The sequence below is a fragment of the Paraburkholderia sp. MM5496-R1 genome (assembly GCF_050436205.1).
Lineage (GTDB): Bacteria > Pseudomonadota > Gammaproteobacteria > Burkholderiales > Burkholderiaceae > Paraburkholderia > Paraburkholderia tuberum.
This window is the reverse complement of record NZ_JBNDLT010000002.1, coordinates 3,230,906-3,248,807: the sequence shown is the minus strand read 5'-3', so window position 1 is coordinate 3,248,807 and position 17,902 is coordinate 3,230,906. Positions and strand designations below refer to the sequence as shown.

At 66.4% G+C, this 17,902-nt stretch carries 15 protein-coding genes; 3 read left to right on the top strand and 12 right to left on the bottom strand.

Annotation, left to right across the window (positions count from 1 at the left end; translation table 11 throughout):
• Nucleotides 1-3 precede the first annotated feature (3 nt).
• From OKW38_RS22100 to OKW38_RS22090, 3 genes are all read right to left on the bottom strand, one after another.
• The gene (locus tag OKW38_RS22100) at nucleotides 4-1,521 is read right to left on the bottom strand and encodes a DegQ family serine endoprotease (protein WP_090805450.1); all 1,518 of its coding nucleotides are present in this window, start codon (nucleotides 1,519-1,521) and stop codon (nucleotides 4-6) included.
• A 168-nt stretch (nucleotides 1,522-1,689) separates the two neighbouring features.
• Nucleotides 1,690-2,988 carry an ATP-binding protein gene (locus OKW38_RS22095; RefSeq protein ID WP_429363045.1) on the bottom strand — a complete coding sequence of 433 codons (1,299 nt, stop codon included), beginning with the start codon at nucleotides 2,986-2,988 and terminating at the stop codon, nucleotides 1,690-1,692.
• A gap of 4 nt (nucleotides 2,989-2,992) precedes the next feature.
• Nucleotides 2,993-3,655, bottom strand: a complete 663-nt coding sequence (locus OKW38_RS22090) for a response regulator (RefSeq protein ID WP_090801714.1) — start codon at nucleotides 3,653-3,655, stop codon at nucleotides 2,993-2,995.
• Nucleotides 3,656-3,926: 271 nt separating this feature from the next.
• Here OKW38_RS22090 and dacB point away from each other — a divergent pair, with 271 nt between their 5' ends.
• The 3 genes from dacB to OKW38_RS22075 all read left to right on the top strand — a co-directional run bounded on the left by dacB (nucleotide 3,927) and on the right by OKW38_RS22075 (nucleotide 7,993).
• The gene (gene dacB, locus OKW38_RS22085; RefSeq protein ID WP_429363797.1) at nucleotides 3,927-5,567 is read left to right on the top strand and encodes a D-alanyl-D-alanine carboxypeptidase/D-alanyl-D-alanine endopeptidase; all 1,641 of its coding nucleotides are present in this window, start codon (nucleotides 3,927-3,929) and stop codon (nucleotides 5,565-5,567) included.
• A 188-nt stretch (nucleotides 5,568-5,755) separates the two neighbouring features.
• Nucleotides 5,756-6,673: a sterol desaturase family protein gene (locus OKW38_RS22080; RefSeq protein WP_429363043.1), complete on the top strand. Its 918-nt coding sequence runs from the start codon at nucleotides 5,756-5,758 to the stop codon at nucleotides 6,671-6,673.
• Between the two features lie 96 nt (nucleotides 6,674-6,769).
• Nucleotides 6,770-7,993 carry an SGNH/GDSL hydrolase family protein gene (locus OKW38_RS22075; protein WP_429363042.1) on the top strand — a complete coding sequence of 408 codons (1,224 nt, stop codon included), beginning with the start codon at nucleotides 6,770-6,772 and terminating at the stop codon, nucleotides 7,991-7,993.
• Nucleotides 7,994-8,144: 151 nt separating this feature from the next.
• On the opposite strand, the gene OKW38_RS22070 is transcribed toward OKW38_RS22075, so the two are convergent.
• From OKW38_RS22070 to OKW38_RS22030, 9 genes are all read right to left on the bottom strand, one after another.
• Complete coding sequence (locus OKW38_RS22070; protein WP_429363040.1) at nucleotides 8,145-9,194, bottom strand: L-threonylcarbamoyladenylate synthase; 1,050 nt, start codon at nucleotides 9,192-9,194, stop codon at nucleotides 8,145-8,147.
• 8 nt (nucleotides 9,195-9,202) lie between these two features.
• On the bottom strand, nucleotides 9,203-10,399 hold the full coding sequence (locus OKW38_RS22065; protein ID WP_090805452.1) for a 5-(carboxyamino)imidazole ribonucleotide synthase: 1,197 nt from the start codon (nucleotides 10,397-10,399) through the stop codon (nucleotides 9,203-9,205).
• 104 nt (nucleotides 10,400-10,503) lie between these two features.
• The gene (gene purE, locus OKW38_RS22060) at nucleotides 10,504-11,022 is read right to left on the bottom strand and encodes a 5-(carboxyamino)imidazole ribonucleotide mutase (RefSeq protein ID WP_018421699.1); all 519 of its coding nucleotides are present in this window, start codon (nucleotides 11,020-11,022) and stop codon (nucleotides 10,504-10,506) included.
• A gap of 56 nt (nucleotides 11,023-11,078) precedes the next feature.
• Nucleotides 11,079-11,969, bottom strand: coding sequence for a phosphoribosylaminoimidazolesuccinocarboxamide synthase (locus tag OKW38_RS22055; protein WP_090801721.1), 891 nt, complete (start codon nucleotides 11,967-11,969; stop codon nucleotides 11,079-11,081).
• Nucleotides 11,970-12,102: 133 nt separating this feature from the next.
• Nucleotides 12,103-13,167, bottom strand: coding sequence for a class II fructose-bisphosphate aldolase (gene fba / locus OKW38_RS22050; protein WP_090801723.1), 1,065 nt, complete (start codon nucleotides 13,165-13,167; stop codon nucleotides 12,103-12,105).
• 187 nt (nucleotides 13,168-13,354) lie between these two features.
• The gene (gene pyk, locus OKW38_RS22045) at nucleotides 13,355-14,791 is read right to left on the bottom strand and encodes a pyruvate kinase (RefSeq protein WP_018421702.1); all 1,437 of its coding nucleotides are present in this window, start codon (nucleotides 14,789-14,791) and stop codon (nucleotides 13,355-13,357) included.
• A gap of 496 nt (nucleotides 14,792-15,287) precedes the next feature.
• Nucleotides 15,288-16,481: a phosphoglycerate kinase gene (locus tag OKW38_RS22040; RefSeq protein WP_090801724.1), complete on the bottom strand. Its 1,194-nt coding sequence runs from the start codon at nucleotides 16,479-16,481 to the stop codon at nucleotides 15,288-15,290.
• A gap of 278 nt (nucleotides 16,482-16,759) precedes the next feature.
• Entirely contained in the window at nucleotides 16,760-17,083 is a 324-nt protein-coding gene (locus tag OKW38_RS22035; protein ID WP_090801726.1) for an AzlD domain-containing protein, read from the bottom strand.
• Nucleotides 17,080-17,835 carry an AzlC family ABC transporter permease gene (locus OKW38_RS22030; protein WP_184051416.1) on the bottom strand — a complete coding sequence of 252 codons (756 nt, stop codon included), beginning with the start codon at nucleotides 17,833-17,835 and terminating at the stop codon, nucleotides 17,080-17,082. The genes OKW38_RS22035 and OKW38_RS22030 overlap by 4 nt, the downstream gene beginning before the upstream one ends.
• Nucleotides 17,836-17,902 lie beyond the last annotated feature (67 nt).

Below are 17,902 nucleotides of genomic sequence, written 5' to 3'. Positions count from 1 at the left end.
GGATCAGCCGAGATCTACGGGCACGAAAATCTGCGCGTTGTCCCGCTGGATCAGCAGCGCAATGCTGTTGCCTGCACCCGAAATCATCTGCTTCAGCTGATCGATGTTCGTGACGGGACGGCCATTGACCGCGAGAATCACGTCGCCCGCCTGGATGCCGGCACTCGCCGCCGCGCCGCCTGCCTGCTGCACGAGCAGACCGTGCGACACCGACGCGCTGCTCTTCTCTTCCGGCGTCAGCGGCCGCACCGCGACGCCGAGACGGCCTTGCAACTGGGTCTGCTGATCGGTCTTGTTCGCCGACGCAACCTTTGCGTCCGAGAACGAGCCGATCGTCACCTTCACGTCCTTGCTGGCCTTATCACGCCACACTTTCAGCGTCGCCGAGCTGCCCGGCGCGAGACCTGCGATCTTCGCCGGCAGATCCGTCGAATCGCTCACTTCGTCGCCATTCACCGACAGGATCACGTCGCCCGGCTGCAAGCCAGCCTTGGCCGCCGGCCCGTTGGCGTCGACCGAGCTGACCAGCGCGCCTTGCGGCTTCTGCATGCCGAACGACTCGGCGAGCGTCTGGTTCAAGCCCTGTACCGCGACGCCGAGGCGGCCGCGGCTCACGTGACCGGTCTTGACGAGATCGTCTTTGACCTTGATCGCCTCGTTGATCGGGATCGCGAACGACAGGCCCTGGAAGCCGCCCGTCTGCGAGTAGATCATCGAGTTGATGCCGATCACTTCGCCTTGCAGATTAAAGAGCGGACCGCCCGAGTTGCCAGGGTTCACCGGCACATCGGTCTGGATGAACGGCGTGTAGTTCTCATTGGGCAGCGAACGCGACTTCGCGCTGATGATGCCCGAGGTCACGGTGTTGTCGAAGCCGTACGGTGAACCGATCGCGACGACCCACTGACCAACCTTGCTTTGGCGCGGATCGCCAATCTTCACCGTCGGCAGATCGCTCGCGTTGATCTTCAGCACGGCGACGTCGGACTGCTTGTCGGCACCGACCACCTTCGCCTTGAATTCGCGCTTGTCGGTGAGCTTCACGGTGACGACGTTCGCGCCATCGACCACGTGCGCGTTCGTCAGAATGTAGCCGTCGTTGCTGATGATGAAGCCCGAGCCGAGGCTCACGCTCGGCTGGTCGGGCGCGTCTCCGCCATCGCCGCCCTGCATGCCGGGCACGCCGCCGAAGAACCGCTTGTAGAACTGATAGAACGGATCGTTCGGATCGATCGGCAGCTGGTTGCCGTTGAGGTTGCCGCCATTACCACGCATCGCGGTTTGCTTGACCACGTGCTTCGCGCTGATGTTGACGACGGCCGGACCGTAGGTCTCGACGAGACCGGAGAAATCGGGGATACCGGTTTTGGCGGCTGCTTCGGCTGGCATCATCGCGGCGGCTTGCGCCGGCGAGATGATCTGCGGTGCTGGCACATCGCGATGGCCCGCCACATAGCCGGCTGAAAGCGCAGCGGCCACAGCTACCGCAACGGCGCCGCGGGACAAGGTTTTCGCGTTCATCATGAGCTCCTGACTGGAGAAAGTGACTTTGGATGTCGACGAGCGTAAAGGGCATCACTTAAAAGAGTCTTAAGCAGCGCCAGATCATGGGAACCTTATTGGACCGGCCGCTACGGACCGCCGCGCCAGCACGAACGCCGGCGTTGGCCGAACAGTAAATCACCATGATCAGAAGCGTACGATGACCTGCAAACCACCGGCCGGCGAGTCGTCGAGCGACACTTGCGCATGATGTTGGGTGGCGATCCGACGCACGATCGCGAGACCGAGGCCGCTGCCCGCCACGTCGGTGCGCGCGCGATTCGCGCCCGCTCCCGCGCGATAGAACCGGTCGAACACGCGCTCGCGATCGGCGGGATCGATACCGGGGCCGCTATCGGCGATCCGCACGACCGGACGGCCGTCCTCGACACGCAGGCTGACGTCGACGCGGCCGCCACGCGGCGTGTACTTGGTCGCGTTGTCGACGAGGTTGTTGAACATCACGCGCAGCGCTTCGGCGTCGCCGGTCACGCTGGCGGCCTCGCTCGCCTCGATGCCGAGGTCGACGCCGCGATTCATCGCGAGCGGCGCGTAGGTCGCGACGCACTCCTGCAGCAGCTCGCGCAGATCGAGCATCACTGCGCCGGCGGCGCCGTCCGGCTCGGCGCGCGCGAGCGCGAGCAGTTGCTCGGCGAGGCGCGTCGCGCGCGTGACACCCGCCTGCAGATCGGCGAGCGCCTCGCTGCGGGCTGTGTCGTCCTTCGCGCGCGCGACCAGTTGCGCCTGAATCTGTACCGCGGCAAGCGGCGTGCGCAATTCGTGCGCGGCATCGGCGACGAACGCCTTCTGGATATCGAGCGCGGTCGCGAGCCGCTGCAGCAGCCCGTTCAGCGCACGCACGAGCGGCCGCACTTCGAGCGGCAGGCGCTTATCAGGCAATGGATCCAGCGCTTCGGGATGACGGGTGTCGAGCGCGCTCGTCACGCGCCGCAGCGGCCGCAGCCCGCGACCGACGATCACCCATACCGCGAGTCCGAGCAGCGGCAGCAGCACGATCAGCGGCCACAGCGTGCGCAGCGCGACATCGGCGGCGAGCCGGTTGCGCACCGACAGCGGCTGCGCGAGCTGCACGACGTTGTCGCCGACGATCGCGCCATATACGCGCCATTCGCCGCGGTCGGTGCGCTCGGTCGAAAAACCGAGTTCGGCGCGCGGCGCGAGCGGCGCACGCGGCCGCGAGTAATACATCAGCATGCCGTTGCGGTTCCAGATCTGCAGCACGATGCCCTCGTCGCCGGTATCGCGGCCGAGCACCTGCGAGAACGGTTCCGCCGGCAACGCCGCGGCGATCTGCTCGAGCTGGTAGTCGAACAGCTCGTTCGCTTCGGCGAGTGCCTGCCGGTAGATCAGCCAGCCCGCGATGCCGACGCCGAGCAGCACGAGCGCGAGCAGCCAGAACAACAGTTGTCGGCGAATCGAGCGCATCGGCTCAGGCGTCCTTCGCGATCATGTAGCCAAGCCCGCGGACGTTGCGGATCAGATCGGCGCCGAGCTTCTTGCGCAGCGCGTGGATATAGACCTCGACGGTATTGCTGCCGATCTCCTCGCCCCAGCCATACATCTTTTCCTCTAGCTGGCTCTTGGACAGCACCGCACCGGGTCGCGCGAGCAGCGCCTCGAGCAGCGCGAATTCGCGCGCGGATAGCGCGACCAGGGCGCCATCGAGCGTCACCTGGTGCGACGCGGGATCGAGGGTCAAATTGCCGTGGCGAATCGTCGAATCGCTGCGGCCGGACTGGCGCCGGATCAGCGCGCGCATCCGCGCAGCGAGTTCGTCGAGATCGAAAGGTTTGACAAGGTAATCGTCGGCGCCGGCGTCGAGGCCCTTGACACGATCGGCGACCGCGTCGCGCGCGGTGACGATCAGCACCGGCAGCGCATGGCCGCGCGCACGCAGTGCGCGCAGCACCTCGAGACCGTCGCGCTTGGGCAGACCGAGGTCGAGCAACGCGAGGTCGTAAGGCTGGGCCGCAGCCGCTCGCAGCGCCGCTTCGCCGTCCTCGACCCAATCGACGGCGAAGCCTTCGCCGCGCAGCGCCTTGCGCACGCCTTCGGCGATCATCCGGTCATCTTCGACTAGCAGGATGCGCATGGTTGTCCGTTCCAAAACATTTGATGATGCCGCATTCTAGCGCCCGCTTCCGACCCGTGCGGCGTGTGGCGCTTTTTTCACCGCAGCCTCGCGGGATGTCACTACAATGGGCGCTTTGCGTCGCGCGACGGCCGTCGGGTAGACCGCGGCGCGCTACCGCGCCGTCAAGGCGCCCAGCTTGCCGTTCCATCGTCCCGCGCACGCCGCACGCCGCTCGCCGCTCGCCGCACACCTTGAAATCCTGCTCGTCCGTTTGCCCGTTTACCCGTTCATGACGCACCCTTTTCTGTCTTCCGTCGCACGCCGTATGGCGGTGCACTCGCGCCGTATGTTCGATCGCGCAGCCTTCATGCCTAACCGTGTCGGGCCGCGCGCGGCCGTCTGGCTCTGCGCCGCCGCGCTCGGCGCAGGCACCCTGCTGCCGCTGACCGGGGAGGCCCGCGTCAAGGCCACGCATCCGAGCGTCAACGTCACGACGGTACTGCCGCAGCCGGTGATGGTCGGTCTGCAGCGCGCGCACGTGCCGTTGTCGTCGATCAGCGTGGTCGTCGAAAAGGTCGGCGATCGCACGCCGATCCTCGCGCTGAACGCCGGCAAGCCGATGATGCCCGCCTCGACGATGAAGCTCGTCACCACCTACTCGGGCCTGTCGATCCTCGGTCCCGGTTACCGCTGGCGCACCAGCGCGTACGCGGACGGCCCGCTCGACGCGAGCGGCGTGCTGCACGGCAATCTGTACATCCAGGGCACCGGCGACCCGAAGCTCGTGCCCGAAGAACTGATCGACCTCGTGCAGAAGATTCACAAGGCGGGCATCAACGGTATCGACGGCGCGCTGGTGCTCGACAAGCGCTACTTCGATCCGTCGACTCGCGACCTGCCCGCGTTCGACGACGACGTGAACGCGCCGTACAACGTCGGCCCCGATCCGCTGCTGTACGCGTTCAAATCGCTGTCGTTCACGCTGACGCCGTCGCCCGATGGCACGGTGGCGATCGACGTGCTGCCCGCGCTCGCGCAACTGCGCATCGACAACCAGCTGCGTGCGACGAGCGGCCCATGCCGGGGCGAGCTGCCGACGCCGACCGTCACGCCGGAGCCTGACGGCACTCTCGTCGCGTCGTTCATTGGCGACTTTCCGGTGCGCTGCGACGCGCGCACGATCAACGTCGCCGTGCTCGATCACTCGACGTTCTTCGCGCGCGGCTTCCTCGCGCTGTGGCAGCAAACCGGCGGCACATTCACGGGCGCGACCCGCGAAGGCGCGGTGCCCGCCGGCGCGAAGCTCGTCGCCAGGCACGAGGGGCCGATGCTGTCGGACATCGTTCGCGACATCAACAAGTTCAGCAACAACACGATGGCGCGCAACCTGTTCCTGACAATCGGCGCCGCCGAGGAAGGGCCGCCCGCCACGCCCGCGAAAGCCGCGCACGCGGTCGAAGCTTTCCTGACGCGCGACAGCCTGAACACCGAATACCTGTCGCTCGATAACGGCTCGGGCCTGTCGCGCGACGAACACATCACCGCGCTCGCGCTCGCCGATGTCCTGCAACGCGCGAACGCGAGCCCAGTCGCGCAGGTGTTCGTCGACTCGCTGCCGATCGCCGGTGTCGACGGCACGATGCGCAATCGCCTGACCAGCCAGGGCGCGGGCGGCAACGCGCACATCAAGACCGGCACGCTGCGCGACGTACGCGCGATCGCCGGCTACGTCGCGTCGGCCGACGGCAACAGCTATGTCGTCGTCAGCCTGATCAACGATCCGCATTCGGAAGCGGCGCGCGCCGCGCACGACGCGCTGCTCGAATGGGTGTACGAAGGCCCGTCGCAGGGCTTTACGAAGGTTTCCGCGCCCATCGAGGAAGCGCGCGAGAAGCCCAGGAAAAACCCGCGCAAGCGCGGCGGCCACTGAGTATTCCTTCTAGCGATGCCGCGCGCGGCAAGCTCCTAACCGTGTACGCTGTCGGGCAGCATGCGGCGCGCGACATCACGGGCTTGCCGCGTCGGGCGCCGGTCGTGCAGACCGCGCGGCCTCACGAACGATAACGACACCACCCGCCGCGTACCGCGAGGCGGTCAGGGACCAGGAAGGGAGACAAGATGCAATTCGATGCCGAATTGCTGCTGCTCGCCATGGCGCCCGTCTTTCTTGCCTGCATCGGCTCGGAGGCGTGGCACGTGAGCCGCACGCGCCCGGCCGAGCGGCTCTACAGCTGGCGCGACACGCTGTGCAACGCCGCGCTCGCGCTGCTGCAGCAGGCCGCCGACAAGCTCGCGTGGCTCGCGATCATCCCTGTCTACGCGTTTTTCTACGAGCATCACCGCATTCATACATGGCCGGCGACGTGGCTGTCGTTCGTCGTGCTGTTCGTCGCGCAGGACCTGCTCTATTACGTCTTTCATCGCTGCAGTCATCGCGTGCGCTGGCTGTGGGCCGCCCACGTCGTGCATCACTCGTCGGAGCGGATGAATTTTTCGACCGCGTTCCGCCAGAGCCTGCTGTACCTGATCGCCGGCATGTGGGTGTTCTGGATTCCGCTCGTCATTCCTGGCTTTGCTCCGAAGCAGATCGTCGCGATCGTGCTGATCAATCTCGGCTTCCAGTTCTTCGTGCACACGCAGGCGATCGGCAAGCTCGGCTGGCTCGAATACGTGTTCAATACGCCGTCGATCCATCGCGTGCATCATGCGCGCAACGATCGCTACATCGATCGCAATTACGCAGGTGTACTGGTGATCTGGAATCGCCTGCTCGGCAGCTACGTCGAAGAAGATCCGCACGAGGCGCCGCGGTACGGCATCGTCGAGCCGCTGCACACGTACAACCCGCTGAAGGCGACGTTTCACGAATGGGCATCGACGGCCGCAGACTTCGCGAGCGTGCGCGGCTGGCGCAACAAATGGCGTGCGCTGTTCGCGCCGCCCGCCTGGGCCGCCGCTCATCATGCGCAGCACGCGCAGGGAGCCGGCTTGAACTCAAACCATACGGTCGCGCTTCGGACATCGCGCAGGCCGTAGAAGATTCTGTAAGCTGTCGTCACGCCGCCAAACGCGGTGGACGCCGCCTGCAACACATGGCATCAAGGGCCACACATACGAGGAGATGCAGTCAACATGAATCAAACCGCTTCGAAGAAACCGCAATGGTTGCGCGTCACGCAGATCGCAGTGGCGAGCGCAGCGTTCGCCGCGCTCGCGGCATGCGGCGGTGGCAGCGACAACAATAGTTCGAGCAGCAGCAACACGCCGCCGGGGGGCGTCACGCTGCAGGTCGTGTCATTCGGCGACAGCCTGTCGGATGTCGGCACATACATGCCGGCGGTCCAGGCGAACGTTGGCACGGGCGGCGGCCGCTTCACGACGAATCCGGGTGAGGTCTGGACGCAGAAGGTCGCCGAGTACTACGGCGGCACGCTCACCGCCGCCTACGTCGGCGGCTTCGGCATGCCGCTCACCGCGACGGGCGGCCTCGGTTACGCGCAGGGCGGCTCGCGTGTCGATCTGCAGCCGGGCGAAGGCTACGCGCCGAACAACATGGCCGCGACGACGGTGCCGGTCACGACGCAGGTCGCCGAGTATCTGGCCGGGCACAATAACAGCTTCAATTCGAACCAGCTCGTGCTGATGAACGGCGGCGCGAACGACATCTTCGTCGCGGTCCAAGCGGTCTCGGCTGCCGGTACGGCAGCGGCGACGCAGGCGCTCCTGAACGGCGGTACCCCGGCCGACGCGCAGACGGCGGCAGCCGCCGCGTCGCAGACGGCCACGCTGGCCGCGCTGCAGGACATCACCACCGCGGCGACCACGTTCGTCGGCACGGTGCAGAAGGTCGTCGCGTCGGGCGCGACGCACGTGGTGGTGTCGGACGTGCCGGACATCGCGCAGACGCCGCAAGGTCTCGCCGCGGGCGCGCAAGGCCAGGCGCTCATCAACGCGCTCGTCAAGACCTACAACGGCGTGCTGCAGCAAGGCCTCGCGTCGACCAAGCAGGTCATCTACGTGAGCGCATTCGCGTGGATCGACCAGACGTTGCAGAACTATCAGTCGCTCGGTTTCACCGTGTCGAATACGGGCACCGCGTGTAACCTGACGTCGATGGCCCAAAGCGCGACCACGTACGCGACGAACAATCCGAGCGTGCTCGCCTCCGGCCAGACGGCGGCGGACTTCGGCAGCGCGCTTGCGTCGTCGCTGTTCTGCTCGCCGCAAACCTACACGGTGGCCGGCGCGGACCAGACCTACATGTTCGCCGACCTCGTGCATCCGACCACGCATCTGCAAGCGCTGTTCGCACAGCAGGTGGAGACGCAGATCGCTGCTAGCGGGCTTGGCAAGTAACGCGGCGTTGGCCGTGGGGTTAGCGGTATTGACATGACAGCTAACCGGCGTCGCTAAGGCTGGCTAGATGGCAAAAGGCCCGGCTCGTTGAACGAGCCGGGCCTTTGCCTTTTCCGGTGGCCGTGCCATGCAGCGCAGCGAGCCGATTGCATCAGTGCTGCGCTTCGAATGCCGCCGCCGCGCGCCCGAGCCGATCGTTGACCGCGATCCATTCGATCGTGTCCGGCAGCTTCTCGATCAGAATCCGCGTGACGTTCGCGCGATCGAGCGCGCGCAGCAAGCCGTAGAGCTCGCGTGCATAGACGTGCGGATCTTCCGGCGCGGCGACGAAATGCACGCCGTCGACATCGGCCCACTGTCCCGCACGCGACGCACGCGCGACCAGCGCGACGCGCTCGCCCGGCTCGCGCACCGCGAGCAGCGGCTCGAGCTCGCCGAATGGCAGCAGCACGAGCGGCGTGCGCGGCGCGTAATGCGCTTTCAACGTGCCCGACGCGCGCGGCGCGCTCGCGTCCGACCCGTCGGGCAGACGCGGCGCCTCGCCGAGCACGTCGGCGATATCCTGCGGCGTCACGCGACCGGGCCTCAGCAGCGCCGGAAAGCCGCGCGACAGATCGAGAATCGTCGACTCGATACCGACATCCGACGCGCCGCCATCGAGCACATAAATCGCGCTGCCGAACTCGTCGCGCACATGCTGCGCGGTGGTCGGGCTCACATGCCCGAAGCGGTTCGCCGACGGCGCGGCGACGCCGCCATGCCCGCCGCGCAACGCGCTGAATGCATCGAGCAACGCCTGCGCAACCGGATGCGACGGGCAGCGCAGTCCCACCGAGTCCTGCCCGCCGCTGACCGCCGCCGGAATGCGCGCAGCGCGCTTGAGGATCAGCGTGAGCGGTCCCGGCCAGAACGCGTCGATCAGGCGCTGCGCATCCGCCGGCAAATACTCGACCCAGTAGTTCGGATCGCCATGCGGCGCGAGATGCACGATCACCGGATGATTGGCCGGCCGCCCCTTCGCCGCGTAAATGCGCGCGACCGCGTCCGGGTTCTCGGCATCGCCGCCGAGGCCGTACACGGTTTCCGTCGGAAACGCGACCAGCCCCCCCGCGTCGAGCAAGGCCGCCGCGTGCTCGATCTGCGCGGCGCTGACCGGCAACGCGTTGGTAGCGTCCTCGGCGGGTTTCTGTTGATCCGGCATGGCGCGCGTCAGCTGGTGGCGATGTGCAGCAGCCGCGCGCAATCGCGCGCCGCGGTGCGGGCTTCTTCGAGGGTCGGCGCGGTGAAGTTCACGTGGCCCATCTTGCGGCCGCAACGCGCCTCTTCCTTGCCGTACAGATGCAGGCGCGCTGACGGCATCGCGGCGACTTCCTGCCAGGGCGGCGTGACCGCCGCGCGCTTCGGACCGTCCGGAAACCACACGTCGCCGAGGATGTTCAGCATCACCGCCGGCGAATGCTGGCGCGTGTCGCCGAGCGGCATGCTGGTCATCGCGCGCACCTGCTGCTCGAACTGGCTCGTCGCGCACGCGTCGACCGTGTAGTGGCCGGAGTTATGCGGGCGCGGCGCCATTTCGTTGGCGACCAGCGAGCCGTCTTCGAGAATGAAGAATTCGACGCACAGCACGCCGACGTAGCCGAGCTTCTCGGCGATCTGCAGCGCGGCCTGTTGAGCCTGCTGCACGAGCGCCGGCGACGCGTCCGGCGCGGGGACGATGGTGTGCGACAGCACGCCGTCGCGATGGGTGTTCTGCGCGAGCGGATAGACCACCGACGCCCCGCTCGCCGCGCGCGCGATCAGCGCCGACACCTCGAACTTCAGCGGCAGGCGCTTCTCGAGCACACACGGCACGCCGCCGAGCGACGCATGCGCCTCGCGCACTTCCTCGGCGTTGCGCACGCGAATCTGGCCTTTGCCGTCGTAACCCATGCGCGCCGTTTTCAGGATGCCGGGCAGCACCGCTTCGAGCGCGCCATCGCCCAGCGCCGCAAGCGCATCCGACGACTCGATCACGACGTGCGGCGCAACCGTCACACCCGACGACGCGATAAAGCGCTTCTCGGCGATCCGGTCCTGCGCGACGGCGACGCAACGCCCCGCCGGGCTCACGAAGGTGGACTTGCCGAGAAAGTCGAGGCTCGCGGACGGCACGTTCTCGAATTCGGTCGACACCGCCGCGCACAACCGCGCGAGTTCGGTCAGCGCCGCTTCGTCGCCGTAGGCCGCGCGCAGGTGGCGGTCGGCGACCGCGCCGGCCGGGCTGGTTTCGTCCGGGTCGAGCACGGCGACGCGATAGCCCATCGCCTGGGCGGCAAAACAGAACATGCGGCCGAGCTGGCCGCCACCGACCATGCCAAGCCATGCGCCGGGCAGAATCGGTGAAACCGGTGTGTTGTCAGGGTTCATCTTGGTGGTCGGTCGCGGCCGGATACGCGTCGCGCTCATGCATCGAGCGGCGGGCATCCGGCCGGGGGTCGGACAGGAGACGTCTTATAAAACAACCAGCGCGCTTACAGCGCCGGCAATACCATCGCGTGAGCCGCTTCGTTCTGGCGCACACGGAATGCAGCGAGCTTGTCCGCGTATTCGGCGCTGGTGCCGGAGAGCAGGGACACCGCAAACAGCGCCGCGTTCGCGGCACCCGCCTCGCCGATCGCAAACGTCGCGACCGGCACACCCTTGGGCATCTGCACGATCGAATGCAGCGAATCGACGCCCTTCAGATACTTGCTCGCGACCGGCACGCCAAGCACCGGCACCGTGGTCTTCGCGGCCAGCATGCCCGGCAGATGCGCGGCGCCGCCCGCACCCGCGATGATCGCGCGAATGCCGCGCTCGCGCGCGCTTTCAGCATAGGCGAACATTTCGTCGGGCATGCGGTGCGCGGACACGACCTTCGCTTCGTACGGCACGCCGAATTCCTGCAGAATCGCGACGGCGTTTTTCATCACTTCCCAGTCGGAACTGGAGCCCATCAATACGCCGACGACCGGCGCATCATGCGTATGGGCGGTTTGTGCTTCACTCATCTTACGGCTTCCTTGTTTCCCGGCGATGCGCGCCTGACACGGCGCGCGCGATCAGATCAGTCGAGCTTGTGGCCCGTCAGGCGCTCAAGCGCTTCCCGGTACTTCTCGCCCGTTTTCGCGACCACGTCGTCCGGCAGCTTCGGCGCCGGCGGCTCTTTCTTCCACGGCTGGGTTTCGAGCCAGTCGCGCACGAACTGCTTGTCGAACGACGGCGGGTTCGTGCCGACCTGGTACTGGTCCGCCGGCCAGAAGCGCGACGAATCGGCGGTCAGCGCCTCGTCCATCAGATACAGCTTGCCGTGGTTGTCCAGACCGAATTCGAACTTCGTGTCCGCAATGATGATGCCGCGCGTGGCCGCGTAATCAGCGGCTTCCTTATACAGACGGATCGAAATGTCGCGGATCGTGGCCGACAGTTCGGTGCCGATGCGGCGCTCCATCTCGTCGTAGGTGATGTTTTCGTCGTGGTGGCCCATCTCGGCCTTGGCGGCCGGCGTGAAGATCGGCTCGGGCAGCTTCTGCGCGTTCAGCAGACCCGGCGGCAGTTGCACGCCGCAGACCGAACCGGTGGCCTGGTAATCTTTCCAGCCGCTGCCGGCCAGATAGCCGCGCACCACCGCTTCGACGAGGATCGGCTCGAGACGCTTGACGACCACCGCGCGCCCCTTGACCTGCTCGACTTCGTCCGGCGCGACCACCGACTCCGGCGCGACGCCCGTCAGGTGGTTCGGCACCACGTGCTTCAGTTTCTCGAACCAGAAGTTCGCCATCGCGTTGAGCACGCGACCCTTGTTCGGAATCGGCTCGCCCATGATCACGTCGAACGCCGACAGACGGTCGGTCGTGACGATCAGCAACTGGTCGTTGCCCACGGCATAGTTGTCGCGGACTTTGCCGCGGCCGAGCAGCGGCAGCGAGCGGAGCGTGGATTCGTAGAGGGTAGACATCGTCGTGGTTCGCTAAAAGTGGTGCAAAAAATGTGACCGGAACAAAAGGGAAACGCCGTTCCCCCGATGATGCGGGAACGGCGATCGGACGACAACCTGGCCAAACGGCCAGGCGCGGAGCCAAAACTACAGCTTAACGGACGACTTGCGCGAGCTCGCCCGACTTGTACTTCTCCGCAATTTTATCAAGCGAAACCGGCTTGATCTTGCCAGCCTGGCCTTCGCAGCCGAATTGCATGTAACGGTCGATACAGATCTTCATCGCCGCTTCGCGCGCCGGCTTCAGGTAATCGCGCGGATCGAACTTGCCCGGGTTGGTCGCCATGTAGCGACGGATCGCGCCCGTGATCGCCAGACGCAGGTCGGTATCGATGTTGACCTTGCGCACGCCGTGACGGATGCCTTCCTGGATTTCTTCGACCGGCACGCCGTAGGTTTCCTTCATGTCGCCGCCGAATTCGCGGATTTCCGCGAGCAGCTCCTGCGGCACCGACGACGAGCCGTGCATCACGAGGTGCGTGTTCGGAATGCGCTGATGGATTTCCTTGATGCGCTGGATCGAGAGAATATCGCCCGTCGGCTTCTTGCTGAACTTGTAGGCGCCGTGCGAGGTGCCGATCGCGATGGCCAGCGCGTCGCACTGGGTCAGCTTGACGAAGTCGGCGGCCTGCTCCGGATCGGTCAGCAGTTGTTCACGCGTCATCGTGCCTTCGGCGCCGTGGCCGTCTTCCTTGTCGCCCTTCATCGTTTCGAGCGAACCGAGCACGCCCAGCTCCGCTTCCACGGTGACGCCGATCGAGTGCGCCGCCTCGACGACCTTGCGCGACACTTCGACGTTGTACTCGTACGATGCGACCGTCTTGCCGTCGGCTTCGAGCGAACCGTCCATCATCACGCTGGTGAAGCCGCTGCGAATCGCCGCCATGCACACCGCCGGCGACTGACCGTGGTCCTGGTGCATCACCACCGGAATGTGCGGATACGACTCGACCGCCGCTTCGATCAGATGACGCAGGAACGGCTCGCCCGCGTACTTACGCGCGCCGGCCGACGCCTGCATGATTACCGGGGCGTTGACCTTGTCGGCCGCGGCCATGATCGCCTGCACCTGCTCCAGGTTGTTCACGTTGAATGCCGGAAGGCCATAGCCGTTTTCCGCAGCATGGTCCAGCAGTTGACGCATTGATACGAGAGGCATGCTGAAACTCCTTAGATTGAAACGAATTCTTTTGCCGTCGGCATCTTTTGCGGCGATTTTATCGCGAAGCAGGCGGCGTTCCCGCGATGACACCGGCGCTTTGGTGCGCCGTCGCACATGGACCGTGCGGGTTTCGCCGCGCTGCTTCGCTCAATCGAGCCTGTGCCGATCGAGCAGTCCTGCCTGATCAGTACGGTTCACCGACCCGCACGATCTTCAACGTGTTGGTGCCGCCCGCCTGACCCATCGGCTCGCCGACCGTCAGCACGACCATGTCGCCGTGCGACGCGTAGCCCTTGCCGACCACCGTTTCGAGCGCCTGCTGCAGCGCCGTGTCGCGGTCGGTGTTGGTGTCCAGATGCAGCGAAGTCACGTTGCGGTACAGCGCCATCGCCCGTTCGCTGCCGACGCGCGGCGTCAGCGCGAAGATCGGCACGTGGGTCCAGTGACGCGACATCCACAGCGCGGTCGAGCCCGATTCGGTCAGCGCGACGATGGCCTTGGCGCCCAGGTGATAGGCGGTGAACAGCGCGCCCATCGCGATCGACTGGTCGATCCGCGTGAACGTGCGGTCGAGGAAGTCCTTGTCGAGCTCCGACTGCTCGGACTTTTCCGCTTCGACGCAAATCGCGGCCATCGTCTCGATGGTCTGCACCGGGTACTTGCCCGCCGCCGATTCCGCCGACAGCATCACCGCGTCCGTGCCGTCGAGCACCGCGTTGGCGACGTCCGACACTTCCGCGCGGGTCGGCACCGGCGCGTGGATCATCGACTCCATCATCTGGGTCGCGGTGATCACGAACTTGTTCGATTCGCGCGCCATCCGGATCATGCGCTTTTGCAGCGCCGGCACCGCGGCATTGCCCACTTCCACGGCCAGATCGCCACGCGCGACCATGATGCCGTCCGACGCGTCGAGGATGCCTTGCAGCGCCGGAATCGCTTCCGCGCGCTCGATCTTCGCGATCATCTTCGGCTTGATGCCGTACGGCGCGCCGGCGATGTTCGCGAGCTGGCGGGCCATTTCCATGTCGGTCGCGTTTTTCGGGAACGACACCGCGACGAAATCGACGCCGAGCGACATCGCCGTGCGGATGTCCTCCATGTCTTTGGCGGTCAGCGCGGGCGCCGACAGACCGCCTCCCTGGCGGTTGATGCCCTTGTTGTTCGACAGCTCGCCGCCGATCTTCACGACCGTGTGGATCTCGTTGCCGATCAGGCGCTGCACGTTCAGCACGATCAGGCCGTCGTTGAGCAGCAGTACGTCGCCCGGCTTCAGGTCGCGCGGCAGATCCTTGTAGTCGAGGCCGACGCGCTCGTCGTTGCCGAGCTCGCAGTCGGCATCGAGGACGAACGGATTGCCGGTGACGAGCGTCGTGCGGCCGTTCTCGAATTTGCCGACGCGGATTTTCGGGCCTTGCAGGTCAGCCATGATGGCGACTTCGCGGCCGGCCTGGCGGGCCGCCTCGCGCACGAATTCGGCGCGCTGGCGATGGTCGTCCGCGGTGCCATGTGAGAAATTGAGCCGCACCACGTCCAATCCCGCCTGAATCATTTGCAGCAGGATTTCCGGCGTGCTGGAAGCCGGACCGATAGTAGCGACAATCTTGGTGGCGCGATGCATGAGTCTCCTCGTCTGGATAGGATCGCTGGTAAGAGCGCTGCGGGGCTGCTGCGGAGTTCGCGCATCGAAAGATGCTGCCTGGGGTCGCGCGCCGGTTGTGGCCGGTGTCGCTTTGTGGAGTGATGCGGGTGATGCGGGTGATGCGGCATTCGAGAGCGGCGCCTCGCGCGCCTGAGATTTGCTGCCCTGCTTGCCGGAAGGCTGTTCCGGCTGGGCCGAATCGTGTTGAGCAGCTTCGACCTGTGCCGTTGGGGGCTGCTCCGCGTCGCCGGTCGGAGCTTGCGCTGCAACCGGTTCCGCGGGCGCTCCGGCGGCTAGCGCCGGTTCGGTGGCCGCGGGCGCTATCGGCGCTTCGGCAACCACGTCCTGTCCGGCCGCTGCCGACGCAGCGGCCGCGCGTGTCGCGCGCTCCCCTGCCGGCGTTGCCGCGTTACCGCGCTGCGCTTTCACGCCACGCGCCTTGGTCGACTTCGCCGCCGGGGAGCGCGTCGCCACGTTAAGCCCGCGATTCCAGAACTTCTACCGCCGGCAGCTTCTTGCCCTCGAGGAACTCGAGGAATGCGCCGCCGCCCGTGGAAATGTAGCTCACCTGGTCGTGGATGCCGTACTTGGCGATTGCCGCGAGCGTATCGCCGCCGCCTGCGATCGAGAACGCCGCCGAGCGCGCGATCGCGTCCGCGAGCGTCTTCGTGCCGTTGCCGAACTGGTCGAACTCGAACACGCCGACCGGGCCGTTCCACACGATCGTGCCGGCCTTCTCGAGTTGCGCGGCGAGCACCTTGGCCGTTTCCGGGCCGATGTCGAGGATCATGTCGTCGTCCTGCACATCGGCGACGGCCTTTACTTCTGCCTTCGCGGTCGGCGAGAACTCCTTGGCCGTGACGACGTCGGTCGGGATCGGCACCGAGGCGCCGCGGCCCTTGGCCGCGTCGATGATCGCCTTCGCTTCGTCGAGCAGATCGGCTTCGGCGAGCGACTTGCCGATCTTCAGGCCGGCCGCGAGCATGAACGTATTGGCGATGCCGCCGCCGACGATCAGCTGGTCGACCTTCTCCGCGAACGACTTCAGGATGGTCAGCTTGGTCGACACCTTGGAGCCCGCGACGATCGCCACGAGCGGACGCTTCGGTGCGCCGAGCGCCTTGCCGAGCGCTTCGAGCTCAGCGGCGAGCAGCGGACCCGCGCAGGCAACCGGCGCGTACTTCGCGATGCCGTGCGTAGTCGCTTCGGCGCGGTGGGCGGTGCCGAACGCGTCGTTCACGTAGATATCGCAGAGCTTGGCCATTTTCTGCGCGAGCTCGTCGGAATCTTTCTTTTCGCCCTTGTTGACGCGGCAGTTTTCGAGCAGCACGACCGAGCCCGGCGCGACGCTCACGCCGTTTTCGACCCAATTCGCGACGAGCGGCACGTCGCGGCCGAGCAGCTCCGCGAGACGCTTCGCCACCGGTGCGAGCGAATCTTCCGGCTTGAAGTCGCCTTCGGTCGGACGGCCAAGGTGCGAGGTGACCATTACCGCGGCGCCGGCGTCGAGCGCGGCCTTGATGGCCGGCACGGAAGCGCGGATGCGGGTGTCTTCGGTGATGTTGCCTTGATCGTCCTGCGGCACGTTCAGATCGGCGCGGATGAACACGCGTTTGCCGGACAGCTTGCCTTCGGCGATCAGGTCGGAGAGACGCAATACCTTGTTCATGGGCTTGAGTATGCGAGTTGATGAGAAGGCGGTGACGGACAGCGCGCGGGGACGAGGCGCAGCGAACTCCAGCGCTTCGGCACAACGGCTCCGCGGGATCGGGCGCCGGCGGCCGGCCGCGGCACCAGGCGCCTTGCCGCGGCGCGCTCAACCCGGAAAAGGCATTTTAACTGATCCCAACGGCCTTCTGATCCGCGACACGGCGAATGTCGCGCATTTGATCGCAAGGCCGCAGATGCCGCGGCGGAGCATTCATCGCCGCACCCCGGGCCCGGCCCTCACAGGAAGACGCGCATCAGCGTGAATACGACCATGCCGGTCACGATCGTGCCGAGCATGGTGCGCCGCCACAAAAACCAGCCGAGGCCGGCGAGCGTCGCGTAAAGCTCATGGTTGGAAGGCGCGAACGACAGCCCATCGGACGTCGTCAGCACGTCGGGCACCACCACCGCGGCGAGCGCGGCGGCCGGCGCGTAGCGCAGCATCTTCTGCACGCGCGCCGGCAGTACCGTGCGCTCGCCGCCGATCAGGAACATCGCGCGCGTGAGCGCGGTGACGAAGGTCATGCCGAAAATGGCGAGCCAGATTTGCGTGGAGGTCATCGGGAGTCTCCGGCGCGATCGTTCACGCCACGAATGCGGCGCAGGTCGGCGCGCTCGATCATCAGGTCGGCCGCGCTGCCGGCCGCGATCGCCGCGATCACCGCGAGCAGCAACGCCAGCCGGTACGGCAGATCGAGCGCGAGCAGCGACACGATGCCGGCCACGCTGACCGCGACCAGCGTCGAGCGGGTGGCGATCGCCGACACCATCACCGGCAGCAGCGCGAGCGTGCCGGCCAGCGCGAGCCCCCAGTTGTCCGGAATCAGGCTCGCGAGCAGGATGCCGATGATCGACGACACCTGCCACGACAGCCAGCTCGATACCGCCATGCCCCAGAAGTACGCCTCCTTGCCCGGCACGTAGCCGGTCGGAAAGCTCTTCTTGACGAATAGCAGATAGATCACGTCGCCGTTGAAATAGCCCAGCACGATGCGCCGCCACATCGACAGATACGAGAAGTGCGGCGCGAGGCCGGCGCTGAAGATCACGAAGCGGGTGTTGACCATCGCCGCGGTCAGCAGCACCGTCCACACCGGCAGCTTCGCGGCGAGGAGCGGCAACACCGCCAGTTGCGACGATCCGGCGTAGCACAGCAGCGACATCGTGAGCGCCTGCGGCAGCGTGAGCACGGACTTGCTCATCGCGATGCCGGTCACGAGGCCCCAGGAAAAAATCGCCATCAGCGTGGGGGCGTAGGCGCGCGCGCCTTCACGAAAAGCGCGGCGATCGGTGTCGGACAGTCGAGCGAGCATCGGGCGAAGGGTGCGGGCGCAGGAAACGCCGTCAAGAAGGCCAGGTCGGCGCCAGCTTGCGAGACCA

Bases quoted from the DNA above. Each gene is read 5' to 3' on its own strand.
- OKW38_RS22100 (WP_090805450.1), bottom strand. From the start codon at position 1,521: ATGAACGCGAAAACCTTGTCCCGCGGCGCCGTTGCGGTAGCTGTGGCC.
- OKW38_RS22095 (WP_429363045.1), bottom strand. From the start codon at position 2,988: ATGCGCTCGATTCGCCGACAACTGTTGTTCTGGCTGCTCGCGCTCGTG.
- OKW38_RS22090 (WP_090801714.1), bottom strand. From the start codon at position 3,655: ATGCGCATCCTGCTAGTCGAAGATGACCGGATGATCGCCGAAGGCGTG.
- dacB (WP_429363797.1), top strand. From the start codon at position 3,927: ATGACGCACCCTTTTCTGTCTTCCGTCGCACGCCGTATGGCGGTGCAC.
- OKW38_RS22080 (WP_429363043.1), top strand. From the start codon at position 5,756: ATGCAATTCGATGCCGAATTGCTGCTGCTCGCCATGGCGCCCGTCTTT.
- OKW38_RS22075 (WP_429363042.1), top strand. From the start codon at position 6,770: ATGAATCAAACCGCTTCGAAGAAACCGCAATGGTTGCGCGTCACGCAG.
- OKW38_RS22070 (WP_429363040.1), bottom strand. From the start codon at position 9,194: ATGCCGGATCAACAGAAACCCGCCGAGGACGCTACCAACGCGTTGCCG.
- OKW38_RS22065 (WP_090805452.1), bottom strand. From the start codon at position 10,399: ATGAACCCTGACAACACACCGGTTTCACCGATTCTGCCCGGCGCATGG.
- purE (WP_018421699.1), bottom strand. From the start codon at position 11,022: ATGAGTGAAGCACAAACCGCCCATACGCATGATGCGCCGGTCGTCGGC.
- OKW38_RS22055 (WP_090801721.1), bottom strand. From the start codon at position 11,969: ATGTCTACCCTCTACGAATCCACGCTCCGCTCGCTGCCGCTGCTCGGC.
- fba (WP_090801723.1), bottom strand. From the start codon at position 13,167: ATGCCTCTCGTATCAATGCGTCAACTGCTGGACCATGCTGCGGAAAAC.
- pyk (WP_018421702.1), bottom strand. From the start codon at position 14,791: ATGCATCGCGCCACCAAGATTGTCGCTACTATCGGTCCGGCTTCCAGC.
- OKW38_RS22040 (WP_090801724.1), bottom strand. From the start codon at position 16,481: ATGAACAAGGTATTGCGTCTCTCCGACCTGATCGCCGAAGGCAAGCTG.
- OKW38_RS22035 (WP_090801726.1), bottom strand. From the start codon at position 17,083: ATGACCTCCACGCAAATCTGGCTCGCCATTTTCGGCATGACCTTCGTC.
- OKW38_RS22030 (WP_184051416.1), bottom strand. From the start codon at position 17,835: ATGCTCGCTCGACTGTCCGACACCGATCGCCGCGCTTTTCGTGAAGGC.